The organism is Streptomyces sp. NPDC056128 (assembly GCF_042263835.1).
GTDB lineage: Bacteria > Actinomycetota > Actinomycetes > Streptomycetales > Streptomycetaceae > Streptomyces.
This window is the reverse complement of sequence record NZ_JBHJVQ010000024.1, coordinates 97,496-110,962: the sequence shown is the minus strand read 5'-3', so window position 1 is coordinate 110,962 and position 13,467 is coordinate 97,496. Positions and strand designations below refer to the sequence as shown.

Sequence of the window (13,467 nt, the reverse complement as noted above, 5' to 3'; positions counted from 1 at the left end):
AGGACCTCGACAATCCTCATTCTTGCTGGTCAGAGGCACTTTCTGCTTTCCTGCCCGTCTGCCGGACAGCCCGCTTGATGAAAGCGCGAGGCTAGGACAACCAGCTTCTCGAATCCCTCTCCGTGCGTCGCCGCCGCCTCCGTGACGCGCTCCTCTTCGGTGCTCGGCGTCAGCGGCGGTCCGGCGATGAGCGGTTGGGGTCCGACGTGTCACGCCTTAGTTCCGGTTCACGCGAGGAGCACGGATCACGAACCGAATCCCTGACCTCACCACCGCAATGTGGCGGAAGTCCTCCTACAGCGACGGGGGCGGCACCAACTGCGTCCAGGTCGCCGACAGCTGCCCCGGACTCACCCCCCGTGCGTGACAGCAAGGTGTCGGACGGTCGGGTGCTGGTCTTCGGGGCTGTGCCGTGGCTAAGGTTCGTGGCCGGGATGAAGGTCTAGCAGCTGCAAGCGGACCTGAGGGTCGCTGTCAGAGCGTGCCTATATGATCAACGGATTGTGTCCGCAGTGTCCACATCAAGGAAGACATGGCCGGCCTCCCGCCCTATCCCGTCGGTTCCACCCCATCTGGCTTGGGCGCGCATCAGTACGCGCCGCAGCCGCCCTACGGCTACCCGGCGCCGCACGGCCCAGGCTTCGCGCCGCCCATGGGGCTCGCCGATCTCGGGTCTCGGCTCGGAGCGCGTGTGCTGGACGTCGTCCTCTGGTTCATCGGGTACTTCGTCACGGGCGGTCTCCCGCTGAGTATGTGGATCGACGCCGGAGGCGGTGAGACGGCCCGGGCGGTGCTGATCGGATGGCTGGCCCTCTCCTTCCTCATCTACTTCCCTGTCTGTATCGCCGAGTTCGGCTCGACCCTGGGCAAGCGCATCTGCAAGGTCCGGGTCGTGGACCGTGAGTCGGGGCTGAACATCGGTTTCTGGCGCGCTCTGCTGCGAGAGGTCTGCTGGCCGGCCTTTTCCCTCATCCCTGTACTCGGGCTGCTCAACTCGCTGTGGTGCTGCTGGGACAGGCCGTATCAGCAGTGTCTGCACGACAAGCTCGCGGAAACGGTGGTCATCGAGCGCTGAGGGGTGGACGGTTTGCGCCAACTCGTTGCAATCGCGTTGTGTATGTGACCTGTTGCGCGTAACGATGTTCGAGACTTTGTGGTTTGAGTGATGCACGGGGGTGGCGAGATGAAGTTCGACATGGGTTCGACGACCTTGTCGGATCTGGGGAAGAACACGGTCGGCTCGGTCGACGATCTGGGGACGTTGATCACGTGGCTGATCCAGGCGGCGGAGCCGCTGGAAGGCAAGTTCAACGGGGCGGGCAAGGCGGCGTTCGATACGTTCAAGCTGCATGCCGACGAGATCACGAACGATCTGAACGGCTCGCTCAACGCGATCCTGGGCGGGCAGTCCGGCATGGACACCGCGTTCGGAACGGGTGATCAGGAGCTGGAGGGCAACGCCCACCAGAACATGGGCTCCGCCAACTTCGATGCCGCTCGTTTCGGCGCCCGGTAGCTGCCGGGCGCTCGTGGCCGGCACCGAACCGTCACTGTTTTCTGGGGGGATGTAGTCATGGGGCAGAACCTTGACCGTCGTTCGTACGACACCGGCGCCTCGTCCGAGGTGCAGATCAGTCTGCAAGGGGTCGTCGCTCAGCTTGAGCGCGTACTGACCGACCGGGACCGTGCGGTGAAGGCCGCGATGGCCGAGTTCCAGGCCGACGGTGTCTCGGACGAGTACCACGGCAAGGAGGTCCGCTGGAACCGGGCCGCCACCGAGGTGCGCGAGATCATCCGGTTGGTCCGCACGACGATGGAGCAGAACGACGGGACCGCCCAGTCGACGCTGGCCAAGGCGCGGGCTGCCGTGGACAACATCGGCTGACGCGGGCGCACGGGGCCAGGCAGAACGAGGGGGAGTGACGCGTGCCGGAGTGGGACATTTCTCCGACCGGAGTCGGAGTCGTCGTCTCGAACGTGGGGGACGTCATGAAGGTCCTGGACGAGATGGTTCAGGCGTACTCGGGGGATGTGCAGGGCGCGGCGACCTCGGCAGGGACGCTCGCGCCGGGTGGAGCGAGCGGGGAGCACAAGGGGCAGACCGGGCTGGTGGCAGCCGCGCTGGCGGAGTTCATCGAGGGTACGGCTGAGGAGCTGCGGTTCATCGGCGTGCGCGTCGGCAGGTCCGTGAACGGTGCGGTGGAGGCCACTACGGCGTACCAGGACGGCGATCTGGAGATGGCGGCCGAGCTTCAGCGGCGGTCCGCAGGTCTGGTGCGCCCTGACATGCCGGGCGGTTGGAAGGCCGGCCGACTGTGATAGAGCCGGAAGCGATTCCGCTGTTCACCGGCGATCTGGCACAACTCGAGCAGCACACCGACGCGCTCCGGGACGAGTCGGACGGCATCCGCCAGGCGGGCGGGGAGGCGCATCGGCAGTTCCAGGGGCTCTCGGCGTTCTACCAGGCGCCGGAAGCAGAGGACCTTTTCGCCTCCACGGCACCGGCCCGTGACGCCGCCGACGTTTTCGGGGACAAGCTCGCCACGGTGGCCGATGCGCTGCGCACGTACGCGGCAGAGGTGGCTCCCATCGCCAAGCGGTTGGAGCGGTTGCAGGGGCAGGCGACCACGTTCGTCGCGGGGCTGAAGACCGGCACCGGGGAGTTCGACGAGAACTGGACGAAGGACGCCGACAAGGTCGACGAGCATCAAGCGTTGCTGCACGACGTGAACGCCGCGCAAGCTGAGTTCGCGGCGGCCGAGATCGCCTGCAACAACAAGATCACCGCGTTGGTCGGCGGTACACAGTACGTCTTGAACACCGGCGCCAAGCAGTTCGCGCCCCTGGGATCGCATCTCTACGGATACAGCACCGAGGTGCTGGACCAGGCGAAAGAGCTTCCCTGGGGCGCCCCCGAGACCGAGCGGCACGACTGGTGGGACCCGCGGGACTTCAACCACTACTTCAAGAGCTTCGTCTGGGACGGGCTGATCGTCGACAACGTCTGGGGCACGCTCGACGGCCTGTACTCCATGGTCGGGCTCAACAGTGAGCAGGAGTTCGAGGATTCCTGGGAGGGCCTGACCAGGATGGTGGTCGGCGCGGAGACCTACCTCATGGAGGCGGGCGGCCAGGAACCCACCGGCATCTTCGCGACCGACTTCGCCCAGGGCAGCAAGGTGTACGCCAAGGAGTTCGCCAAGTCCCTGGTGGCCTGGGACATGTGGGACGAGAACCCCGCGCGCGCTGCTGCCACGGTTGTCTTCAACGTCATCACCCTGGGTTTTGGCCCGCTCAAGGTGGCCTCCGCCGGCAAGGCCGGCACGACGGCCAAAGTGGCGGCGACGGTCGCCAAGGTCGGCGACGCCATCGACCCGATCGGCGCCGCGGCCAAGGTCGCACATCATGCCGCTCCCAGGATCGCCGCGGTCACAGAACGACTGCGCGGTACCAACCACATTCCAGAGGTGCGCACTTCGACGAGCGTCCTGGAGTTCTCCGACGCGACGGGCCGAACCGTCCTCGTCGTCGAAGACGGCCGGTTCATCGTCATGAGGGACGGCGAGGTCGTTTCAGACGCGCCGTTGCCGGAACGTTCCGCCGCGACACAGGCCACTCCGGAACAGGTACCCGTGCGGGAGCTTGAAATCGTCGGGGGCAGGGCACCAGAAGCTGCCGCACACATGGGAGATCACGCATCGCCCGGGCTTAATCGCGGGGGCCCGTCCGGCGTGGATGGTGAACACGGCTCGGGGGTATATGGACGCGATGCCGTCCCACGCTCACGTGGTGATGCAACAAGCGGTGCTGGCGCAAGCAGCGAGCATAGCCGTGCGGCACCGAATGACGATCAGCCTGGGCTGACGGGCAGCGGTGGCCCACCGACAAGCGGACGCGAAGGGGCGGCTGGTGCCCCGCGCATGCCCATAGACGACGTTGCGATGGATAGGTACAGCAAGGGGACGGCAACCTCGGGCTCACCCTCCAGGCCGATGCTTCCCGATCAGGAGGCGGGTGTACTCGAGGAACTGAAACAAGCTAAAATACCCCCTCAGGATCAGGCTCGTGTGATTCGCACCCTCAGTAAGGAGCCATTCGGATCCGAAGTTGCGGATCTTATATCCCGCGGCCACCTCAGGGGAGTGATGAATTACGACGAAATACTCAGAATGTGCAAGCAGGGGTCGAGTAAAGCGAATGACAGTATGCTTCCTGCGGCATACATGGCCCTGAGTCACGCGACAGAACTGCAGAATCGTGGGTTCTCTCATCTTGCGTTTGAGCTTAAGGATGACGTAACCGGCCTTGACCTCGATGTCACCACCCTCCGCTCCGACGGGACGCCCCATTACGGTTACCAACTGAAAGACGTCAATACCATCGGAGGCATCAAGAGCGCGAGCAGGAAGGCGGCTAAGCAGCTTATGGGAGGCACTGCCGACGCGAAGATCGCCATTCTGGACGTTCATCAGCCGATGGCGGACCTCGGCGCTAAAATGCTGACCGAAATCGAGTTTCAGGCCAGAAGGGCGGGTGCCACGTTCCATCTGCGCTTCACGGACGGGTCTGTCACTGTCCCGCCCGACGGCCCTGTTTTCCCCTAAGGACCCAGATGCCGACCCTTATGCGTGCCCCGCGTGAATGCGGTTCATGGTTTTGGGATCTCGAAGAAGTAGCTGCTCCCGGTCTCAAGTCTGCGCTGACAACGGCAGCGGCAATGGCCGAGGTCCTCCGAGGGCATGAGCTCTTGACGCCCCATAGGATCGAGTACGGCTGGTATGTTCTCGACGTCGGCGGTATCGGAGTGACAACTAGCCTGGCACTGACTGTGCCACTGGGTGACGATCGCCTTCCAGAGCGAGTTGTCAGCAGTCGTCCTTCAGGATTCCCGAAGGCTGAAGTCGATGACATTCATGTGATCGGCCCAGGAGGCTGGATTGACGCAGGAGGGCAGGCGCATCGCGAGCCCCGGCTGATCGAGCTGTCCGTATCTCCTGCTCCGGTCGGCCTGTCGGCTGAGGTGTCGGTCCATCACGACATCTGGTCGTGGTTCGACTTCGCTGGTAGGCCTCACCCCGACATCTACCAGCGCAATGCTCCCCGTCTTGCTGCTGCTTTGGAAGAGCTGAACTCCGTGCTAGGGGTGAGGGGCGAGCCCGGAGAGGCCACATACTTCGGGTCCGCAACGGACCTTGGGATCGCGACCTCCGACGCGCTCGACGACGGCACTGGCCCGGATGTTACGGACAAGCTCTGAGCGTTGCCCTCGGGACTCGTCGATGCCCGCAACCGAGCGCTCCGCCGAAGCGGAGGAGGCATGAACCATGACCGCCCACGACTACGACAATCAGCTTCTCGAATCCGTCTCAGTCCGTCGCCGTCGGCTCCGCGATGCCCTTCTCTTCGGCGCCCGGCGTCAGCGGCGGTCCGTTGATGAGCGGTTGGGGAAGGTGGTGGCCGGGATGGTGATCGCGGCTGTGGTGTGTGCCGGGTGCGTGGGGTGGTCGTTCGTGGCGCACCGGGTCATCGGGGAAGGGTCGTCACCCTCAGTTGCGACTTCTACACGATGATAGGTTCGAACGCGTGATGTCCACGGGGCCCCTGAGCCGTACCGCAACCGTCGGTCGCGCCGCGCTCAGCAGGGTCACCCTGGTCGGTGAGCGGCGTCGGGTCGATCTCGTGCTGCCGTCGCGGGAGCCCGTCGGGGTGCTGTTGCCCGAGGTGATGCGGCTGCTGGGCGACCAGGTGGGGGAGCGGCCGGAGTTGCGGCATCTGGTGCTGCCGGACGGGGCGGCCCTCGCGCATGACAGCACCCTGGAGTCGGCGGGAGTCGCCGACGGGGTCGTGCTGCGGCTCGTGCGGGCCGAGGACGCTCCCTCGGCGCCCGTCGTCCACGACGTGACCGACGAGGTCGCCGACGATCTCGATGTACGGGCGTGGCGCTGGCGGTCCGAGGCGCGTCGTGGTGTCGCGGGGTGTGCGACTGTCTTCTTCGCCCTTGCCGCCGCCGTGTTGGCGCGCGGGGAGTTCGCCGACTCCGGTGTCGGTGCCGGGGCGCTCGTCGTCGCGGTGTTGTGCGCGGTGGCAGGGGTGCTGTGCGGGCGGGGGCGGTGGCAGGCGCCGGCCGTGACGTTGCTCGTGACCGCGGGTGCCTTGGCCTGCTTCGGCGTGTGGGCCTGTGCCGACTCCTACGGGTGGGGTGGGCCCGCTCGACTGGCAGGCCTTGTCGGCGCCGTGGTCGTCGTGCTCCTGCTCGCCGGGTGGGTTACGCCGCTCGGGCGTGGTGGCCTCGTCGGGGGCGGGGCCGTCGGCGGGTGCCTGGTGCTGTGGGAGGCTGTGCTCTCGGTGCAGGGTGATGCAGCTCGGGCCGGCGCCGTCGCGGCCGTTGTCTGCGTCGTCGTCCTCGGGGTGCTGCCACGGCTCGCGTTGATGTCGTCCGGGCTCACGGCGCTGGATGACCGGCGGACCGGCGGCGCGTCCGTGAGCCGGTACGACGTCTCCACCGCGCTCGCCGCCACCCACCGCGGGCTGGTGCTCGCCACTGTCGCCCTCGCCGTGTCCGCGGCGGCGGGCGGCCTGTTGGTGCTTCGTACGGTGTCGGTGTGGACGGTGCTGCTCGCCGTCGCCGTGACCGTCGCGCTCGCGTTGCGTGCCCGGGTGTATCCACTCACCGCCGAGGTGACGGTGCTGCTCCTCGCCGCCGCGCTCCTCGCCGTTCGGCTCGTCGTGCTGTGGAGTGAGTACGCCGGTGCTGTAGGGCCGCTCGCCGTGCTCGGCGCGCTCGCCCTGCTGCCGCTGATCGTGCTCACCGTAGAGCCCGCCGAGCACGTGCGAGTTCGGCTGCGGCGGGCCGGTGACGTGCTCGAGTCCGTTGCTGTGATCGTCCTGCTGCCCCTGGTTCTCGGCGCGTTCGGCGTCTACGCGCGGCTCCTCGACACCTTCGCCTGAGACACGGATGCGGGGTGAGGGCGGAATGACAGGGAGCGCTCGAAGCGACTGGCAGCGTGATCTCGTGCGGGAGCTGACCGACAGCCCGCTGTCCGAGAACGGTGCGCCTCATACGCCAGAGCCCCAGCCTCAGCCCCGGCTCCCCGTGGCGCGGCAGCCTCGCGACCCCCGCACCCTGCCGGCACCCGCCCCCGAGTCCCACCCCACCGTCGACCCCCGTCTCGCCATCGCCCTCGGCCGCCCCCAGCACGGCGACTCCGCCGCGCGGCGGGCCGGGGCCGGAGTGCGACGGCTCGCCGCCTCCGCTGGGCGGGAGGTTGCGGAACAGACGTGGTACGCACGCGAGTTGCAGCAGTCCGTCACCACCGGCCGGGTCGTCGCCGTGACCTCGATCCGCGGTGGGGTCGGCAAGTCCACGGTCTCCGCACTGCTCGGCCGTACGTTCAACCACTACCGGCAGGACCCCGTACTGACCCTGGAGGCCGACGCCGCGCTGGGCACGCTGCCGGTGCGCATGGGCGCGGAGTCGGTGCGCTGGTCCGCCGGTGATCTCGCCCGCATCCTCTCCCCCGCCATGCAGCTCACCGACGTCACCGGGTACCTGGTGCCCGTGGCCGACGGGGGCTGGCTGCTGCCCGCCGGGCAAGGACGGGTCGGCGCCCCCTTGGACGTGGCCACCTACCGCACCGTCACCCTCGCCCTGCGCCGGTACTTCGCGGTCACCGTCGTGGACTGCGAGAGCCTCCCCGGTGAGGTGGCCCGTACCGCGATGGACACCGCCCATGCCCGGGTGGTCGTGGCGCCGATGACCGCGGAGGGCGTTCACGGCACACGGCAGGTGCTCGACTGGCTGGCCCGGTTGCCGCACTCGGCGCTCGCCTCCACCGTCGTCGCACTCAGCGCGGCCACCCCCGACGCCACCCTCGACACCAAGGCGGCCGCCGCCCACCTGCGCGAGCCCGGCGTGACCGTGGTCCCCCTGCCCTACGACCGCCACCTCGCCCAAGGAGGCCCCATCCACACCGCCAAGCTCGCCCGCGACACCCGGGACGCGGCCGTGCGCCTGGCCGCCGAGGTGCTGGGGCGGGCGGTGAGGGTGCGATGACCCAGCGGCTCGTCCACCGCCCGGCGCGCTCCACCCGTCCCCTCGCCCCCGGCGAACCGCTCACGATCGAGCCGCCGCCGAACCTGCCAGAGGGAAAGGTCGGCAACGCGGCGACCGCGCTGCTGCCACTGGCCGGCGTGATCAGCTCAGTCGTGCTGATGACCGTCATCCGCAACAGCCGGTTCGCGGTGCTCGGCGCGGTCGTGCTGGTCGCCGCGCTGTTCGGCGCGGTCGCGTTGTTCCTCTCGCAGCGAGGCAAGGCCCAGCGCACCCGGCGCGTGCAGCGGGAGCGGTACCTGGAGTACCTGGAGGAGCTGCGGGAGGAATTGGGCGCCGCCGAGCGGGAGTCGCGTCGCATCGCGCGCGGATTGAATCCGCCGCCCGAGGCCCTGTACGACCTCGTACGGGACCCGGCGCGGCTGTGGGAACGCCGCCGTGGGGACGCCGACTTCCTGCACCCTCGGCTCGGCACCGGTGAGGTGCCCGTCCAGGAGCTGGGCATCGGGCAGAACAGCGCGGGCGGGGTGCTCACGCCACCGGACCCGTTCATGCTCAACGAGGCCCGTGCCCTGCGAGGCCGCTTCGCCACCGCCGCCGACTTCCCGATCGCGGTGCCACTGGACCGGGCCGGGAACGTCAGTGTCATCGGCGAGCGCGACGACGTACTGCGCGTCGCCCGCGCGCTGCTGATTCAGACCGCCGTCACACACGCACCCGACGATGTCTCGTTCGCGCTGGCCTCCGCCGACGAGTCCGCGTGGGCGTGGGTGAAGTGGCTGCCGCACCTGCTCGACCCGCAGACGTACGACGGTCCGGTCGCCGCCCGGCGGATCGCCCCGGATCTCGTGCGGCTCGCCCGGTCGTGCGGACCCGATCTGCGGCAGCGCGCCGCCTACGCGGCCGAGGTGCGGCGCGGTCTGTCCGGCCCGGACGCGCTCCGGCTCACCGGCCGGATGCTCGTGGTCAGTGACTCCTACGGCGACAACGCCTCCGAGCTCCCCCTGCCGGACTCGGCGGTCGGCCCTGCGGTCATGGGCGTCACCGTGCTGCACCTGCTCGCACAACAGGTGCACGAGCCCGACGAGGTGAGCGTGCGCATCACCGTGGACGGCGACCGGATCAGGGTCGACGACCTGCGCGGAGCCGCCGCCCGCGGACAGGACGACGGTCAGGAGAGCACAGCCCTGGGCATCGTCGACCCTGTCACCCCCTCCGGCGCCGAGGGCATCGCCCGCATGCTGGCTCCCCTGCGGCTGTCGGCGGAGTCCGCGGCCGAGGGCACCCCGGTGTCCGGACCGGTCGACTTTCCCGCGCTGCTCGGCATCGAGGACCCGGCCGCCCTGGACCTGGCGCGCCTCTGGGCGCCACGGGGTGAGCGTGACTTCCTTCGCGTGCCGGTCGGGCTCACCGACCGGCACGAGCCCGTGCTGCTCGACCTGAAGGAGTCCTCGCAGCTCGGCATGGGCCCGCACGGCCTGTGTGTCGGTGCCACCGGCTCGGGCAAGAGCGAACTGCTCCGCACCCTGGTCCTCGCCCTGGCCACCACCCACTCACCGGACGACCTGGCGCTGGTCCTGGTCGACTACAAGGGCGGCGCCACCTTCGCCCCGTTCTCGCGGCTCCCGCACGTTGCCGGGGTGATCACCAACCTGGAGAACCAGGCCGGCCTCGTCGAACGCGTCCACACCAGCCTGGCCGGCGAGGTCAAGCGCCGTCAGCAGGTGCTCAAGGACGCCGGGGATGTCGCCGACATCGGTCACTACGCCACTCTCCGCGCCACGAGCCGACCGGACCTGGAGCCGCTCCCTCATCTTTTCGTCGTCATCGACGAGTTCGGCGAACTGATCACCGCCAAGCCCGACTTCATCGACCTGTTCCTGTCCATCGGCCGCATCGGCCGCTCCATCGGCGTGCACCTGCTGCTGTCCAGTCAGCGCATCGAGGGCGGCAAGCTGAAGGGCCTGGACACCTATCTGTCGTACCGGCTGGGTCTGCGGACGTTCTCGGCCGACGAGTCCCGCACCGTTCTGGACACCACGGACGCCTTCCACCTGCCGCCCCTTCCGGGCTTCGGGTATCTCAAGGTCGACACCTCCACCTACGAGCGTTTCAAGGCCGGTTACGTGTCCGGGGCGTACCGCGGTCCGACCGTGCGTGAGGAACGCGCCGACGAGCCGCTCGCGTGGCTCTACCCGGCGTACAGCACACCGCAAGAGCCGGAGACGGACGACGAACCGGTCGTGACCGGGCGGGAGACCGGGCCGACCGTCCTGTCCGTCATGGTCGGTCAGCTGGCCGCGGCGGCACCGCCCGTACGCCGTATCTGGCTGCCTCCGCTGCCCGCCGCCACCACCCTCGACCAGGCCGCCGGCCCCCTCCGCGCGGGTGCGGAGGGCCTGCGCCTCGCCCGCGCGGACGACGCTCCGCTGCGTGTTCCCCTCGGCACCCTCGACGACCCGGCCCGTCAGCGGCAGCGGCCCTGGCTGCTGGACCTCACCGTCGCCGGCGGTCACGCGGCGGTCATCGGCGGCCCGCAGTCCGGCAAGACCACCCTGCTGCGCACCCTCGCCCTCTCCCTGGCGCTCACCCACACCCCGTACGACGTCGCCGTGTACGGCCTGGACCTGGCCGGAGGCGGTCTGTCGGCCCTGTCCGGGCTCCCGCACGTCGGCGGCATCGCGGGGCGCGCCGACCACGAGCGGGCGGCCCGCACGGTCGCCGAAGTGCGCGCGATGCTGGCCCGGAGGGAGGAACTGTTCCGCGAGCACGGAATCGACTCCGTGGACCGGCTGCGGCAGTTGCGCGGCCAAGGGCGGCTCGCCGAGCTGGGCGCGACCGACGTCGTACTCCTCGTCGACGGATTCGGTGCCCTGCGCGACGAGTTCGCCGGCCTCGAGGACGCGGTGACCGACCTGCTCAAGCGTGGTGGCGGCTACGGAGTCCACGTCGTCGCCGGCATGCTGCGCTGGAACGACGTCCGCATCGCCACCCAGTCGATGTTCGGCACCCGCGTCGAGCTGCGGCTGAACGACCCCGCCGACTCCTCCATCGACCGCAAGCTGTCCGAGACCCTCACCCCGGACGTGCCGGGGCGTGTGCTGACCGACGGCAGGCTGTTCGCCCACACCGCGCTGCCCCGCATCGACGACCGGCCCGTCGCCGACGACCTGGGCCCGGCCCTCGAACGGACCGCCCGCACCCTCCGCGCCTCCTGGCACGGTGACGTCGCCCCGCCCGTCCGGGTGCTGCCCACCCGACTGCCCGCCGCCAGGCTGCCTTCCCCGGCCGCGGAACCGGACCGCTTGCCCCTCGGCGTCGACCAGGACGCCCTCGCCCCCGCCTCGCTCGACCTCTTCGGCCAGGACCAGCACCTGCTGATACTCGGCGACAACGAGTGCGGCAAGACGAACCTGCTGAAGCTGATCGCCGGACGGCTCGTCGAACGCCACTCGGAGAAGGACCTCGTCTTCGGCGTCTACGACCCACGGCGCGGCCTGCGCGGCGCGGTCCCGGAGCCCTACCGCGGCGGCTACGCCCACAACGCCAAGCTCGCCGCTGCCCTGTCCACCGGCATCGCCGCCGAACTGGACAAACGCCTGCCGGAGACGGCGGACCCCGACGCCGTCCCCGAGGCCGAACCGGCCTTCACGGGGCCACGGATCGTCATCCTCGTCGACGACTACGACATCCTCACCACCGCCGGCCAGCAGCCCCTGGCCGCCTTCCTGCCCTACGTCTCCTCGTCCCAGGACATCGGCCTGCACTTCGTCATCGCCCGCCGCGCCGCCGGTTCCTCCCGTGCCCTGTACGAGCCGCTGCTGACCACCTTGCGTGAGACCGGCAGCACCGCCCTGCTCATGACCGGCGACCGTGCCGAGGGCCAGATCTTCCCCGGCCTGTATCTCACACCGCAGCCGCCGGGGCGGGGCACGCTCGTCCGGCGCGGCCGTCCCCCTCAGCTGATCCAGACCGCCCTCACAGGGGAGGAGACGACGTGACCAAGGACGTCATCGCCCTCACTCCTGCCATGCCCGACCTGCGCACCCTCCTGGCGGGCCTCTACGCGGGCGGCCCCGAACTGGGCGTGAACACCCTGGCCGACGGAGCTGTCGTCCAGCTCTGCGCGCCCGACGGCCGCCCGCTGGTCTCGGTGGAGGCGCCCGTCCTGGTGCAGGTGCCCGGCGAGACCACTCGCCTGCTGGGCCGTACCGGGCGGGAGGCGCCGGTGTGGTGGACCGAGGCACGTGCCTCCACGTCGAGTGCCGAGGCCGGGCGGCTCGCGGGGTCCTTCGCGGGACGGCTGGCCACGGTGCTCGACGGCGCGGTCTGGCCGCCCGGAGCGGCCACCACGGACGTCGTGCCTCTGACCACTGACGTCTCCGCCGTCCCGGTACCCGCCATCGGCACACCGGCCGTGGACGTCCTCACCACGACCACCGCCGTGGTCATCCAGGACCGCCCGCTCGTCCCCCTCACCAGTTGGCTCTCCGACGCCCTGCGCGCCGCGGCCGAGAGTGAGCGCGCCCTGCAGATCGTCACCCCGCCCACCGCACGCCTCACCCTGCCCACCCGCACCGCCCTGCACGGCCTGCCCAACCGCTGGGTGGTCCAGGACCCCGACCACGGCTACTACGACGGCCTGTCCGGTGCCGTACTCCACTGGAAGGACGGCACCTTCACTCCCGTACGCGACGAGAACGGGAAGGCCTCGGCTGCGGGAGCCTTCACGGACGCCACCGTCAACGGTGAACGTCAGCTGCTCCTCACCCTGCGTACCCGCCACGCACCCGACGCCGATCTCGTGCTGGGCCGGTCCCTGGAATCGGCCTTTCGGTGTCTGACCGGTGGCCCTCCCGCCGGATGGAGCACAGCCGAGCCGGTCAACCTCCCCTGGTCCACCCGCGAGCTGACCGATCTGGCACGGGCGCGTGCGCCGCGGCCCACCTGGCTGGTCGTCGTCGGGTCGCCCGACCGTCCCGCGATCGCCACGGTCCGGGTGCTGCGCACGCCGGCAGGAGTGGAGGAGGACGTCAGCGTGGCATTCGGCTACGGCGAGGGAGAGGACCCGCCGCTGGACGCGCTGCCAGGACTGGCCGCGGAACTGGACGCCGGGCACGGCCTCGTCACGCTGCTCGCGTCGCTCCGTGCCGCACGCCGGGATCTCGCCGTCTCAGCTCGCCTCGAAGCCCCGCCGCTGCCCGTCGCGTTCACCCTCGGCCGCGCGGAGGCCGAACGCCTCGGTCACACCGCGGAGGTCGCCCGGCACCACCGGCTGGGCGACGGAACGGACGCCGCGGCCTGGGGACGCTTCCGAGACCTTCTCGGGCGGCTGGGGCTGCGGGGGGAGGGGCCGGGGAGTCAAGTGGGTGGAGCATCGTAGACACCTTCGGGTGAGGGGAGCGGCGGACGGCAGC

General features: G+C 69.7%; 11 protein-coding genes and 1 pseudogene. All 12 read left to right on the top strand.

The genetic code is table 11. The features are described from left to right. Positions 1 to 277: 277 nt before the first annotated feature. The 12 genes and pseudogenes from ACFC1X_RS30975 to ACFC1X_RS30920 all read left to right on the top strand — a co-directional run bounded on the left by ACFC1X_RS30975 (position 278) and on the right by ACFC1X_RS30920 (position 13,433). A pseudogene (locus tag ACFC1X_RS30975) lies at positions 278 to 446 on the top strand (DUF397 domain-containing protein). Between the two features lie 86 nt (positions 447 to 532). Further along, a complete protein-coding gene (locus ACFC1X_RS30970; RefSeq protein ID WP_376359874.1) occupies positions 533 to 1,075 on the top strand; it encodes an RDD family protein in 543 nt (180 codons plus the stop codon). 108 nt (positions 1,076 to 1,183) lie between these two features. Continuing rightward, positions 1,184 to 1,516, top strand: a complete 333-nt coding sequence (locus ACFC1X_RS30965; protein WP_376359871.1) for a hypothetical protein — start codon at positions 1,184 to 1,186, stop codon at positions 1,514 to 1,516. A 57-nt stretch (positions 1,517 to 1,573) separates the two neighbouring features. Then, a complete protein-coding gene (locus ACFC1X_RS30960) occupies positions 1,574 to 1,885 on the top strand; it encodes a pore-forming ESAT-6 family protein (protein WP_376359868.1) in 312 nt (103 codons plus the stop codon). Positions 1,886 to 1,926: 41 nt separating this feature from the next. Continuing rightward, a complete protein-coding gene (locus ACFC1X_RS30955) occupies positions 1,927 to 2,319 on the top strand; it encodes a DUF6507 family protein (protein WP_376359865.1) in 393 nt (130 codons plus the stop codon). After that, entirely contained in the window at positions 2,316 to 4,604 is a 2,289-nt protein-coding gene (locus ACFC1X_RS30950; RefSeq protein WP_376359862.1) for a hypothetical protein, read from the top strand. The genes ACFC1X_RS30955 and ACFC1X_RS30950 overlap by 4 nt, the downstream gene beginning before the upstream one ends. Before the next feature lie 113 nt (positions 4,605 to 4,717). After that, a complete protein-coding gene (locus tag ACFC1X_RS30945) occupies positions 4,718 to 5,257 on the top strand; it encodes a hypothetical protein (protein ID WP_376359859.1) in 540 nt (179 codons plus the stop codon). Positions 5,258 to 5,324: 67 nt separating this feature from the next. Continuing rightward, on the top strand, positions 5,325 to 5,570 hold the full coding sequence (locus ACFC1X_RS30940) for a hypothetical protein (RefSeq protein WP_376359856.1): 246 nt from the start codon (positions 5,325 to 5,327) through the stop codon (positions 5,568 to 5,570). A gap of 16 nt (positions 5,571 to 5,586) precedes the next feature. Further along, positions 5,587 to 6,948, top strand: coding sequence for a type VII secretion integral membrane protein EccD (eccD, locus tag ACFC1X_RS30935; RefSeq protein WP_376359853.1), 1,362 nt, complete (start codon positions 5,587 to 5,589; stop codon positions 6,946 to 6,948). Positions 6,949 to 6,973: 25 nt separating this feature from the next. After that, positions 6,974 to 8,053 carry a hypothetical protein gene (locus ACFC1X_RS30930; protein WP_376359850.1) on the top strand — a complete coding sequence of 360 codons (1,080 nt, stop codon included), beginning with the start codon at positions 6,974 to 6,976 and terminating at the stop codon, positions 8,051 to 8,053. Continuing rightward, positions 8,050 to 12,051: a type VII secretion protein EccCb gene (gene eccCb, locus ACFC1X_RS30925; protein WP_376359847.1), complete on the top strand. Its 4,002-nt coding sequence runs from the start codon at positions 8,050 to 8,052 to the stop codon at positions 12,049 to 12,051. Before ACFC1X_RS30930 ends, eccCb begins: the two co-directional genes overlap by 4 nt. Beyond that, a complete protein-coding gene (locus tag ACFC1X_RS30920) occupies positions 12,048 to 13,433 on the top strand; it encodes a DUF6177 family protein (RefSeq protein ID WP_376359844.1) in 1,386 nt (461 codons plus the stop codon). Before eccCb ends, ACFC1X_RS30920 begins: the two co-directional genes overlap by 4 nt. Positions 13,434 to 13,467 lie beyond the last annotated feature (34 nt).

Excerpts from the sequence above, each read along its gene's own strand:
- ACFC1X_RS30970 (WP_376359874.1), top strand. The coding sequence starts at position 533 with ATGGCCGGCCTCCCGCCCTATCCCGTCGGTTCCACCCCATCTGGCTTG.
- ACFC1X_RS30965 (WP_376359871.1), top strand. The coding sequence starts at position 1,184 with ATGAAGTTCGACATGGGTTCGACGACCTTGTCGGATCTGGGGAAGAAC.
- ACFC1X_RS30960 (WP_376359868.1), top strand. The coding sequence starts at position 1,574 with ATGGGGCAGAACCTTGACCGTCGTTCGTACGACACCGGCGCCTCGTCC.
- ACFC1X_RS30945 (WP_376359859.1), top strand. The coding sequence starts at position 4,718 with ATGGCCGAGGTCCTCCGAGGGCATGAGCTCTTGACGCCCCATAGGATC.
- ACFC1X_RS30940 (WP_376359856.1), top strand. The coding sequence starts at position 5,325 with ATGACCGCCCACGACTACGACAATCAGCTTCTCGAATCCGTCTCAGTC.
- eccD (WP_376359853.1), top strand. The coding sequence starts at position 5,587 with ATGTCCACGGGGCCCCTGAGCCGTACCGCAACCGTCGGTCGCGCCGCG.
- ACFC1X_RS30930 (WP_376359850.1), top strand. The coding sequence starts at position 6,974 with ATGACAGGGAGCGCTCGAAGCGACTGGCAGCGTGATCTCGTGCGGGAG.
- eccCb (WP_376359847.1), top strand. The coding sequence starts at position 8,050 with ATGACCCAGCGGCTCGTCCACCGCCCGGCGCGCTCCACCCGTCCCCTC.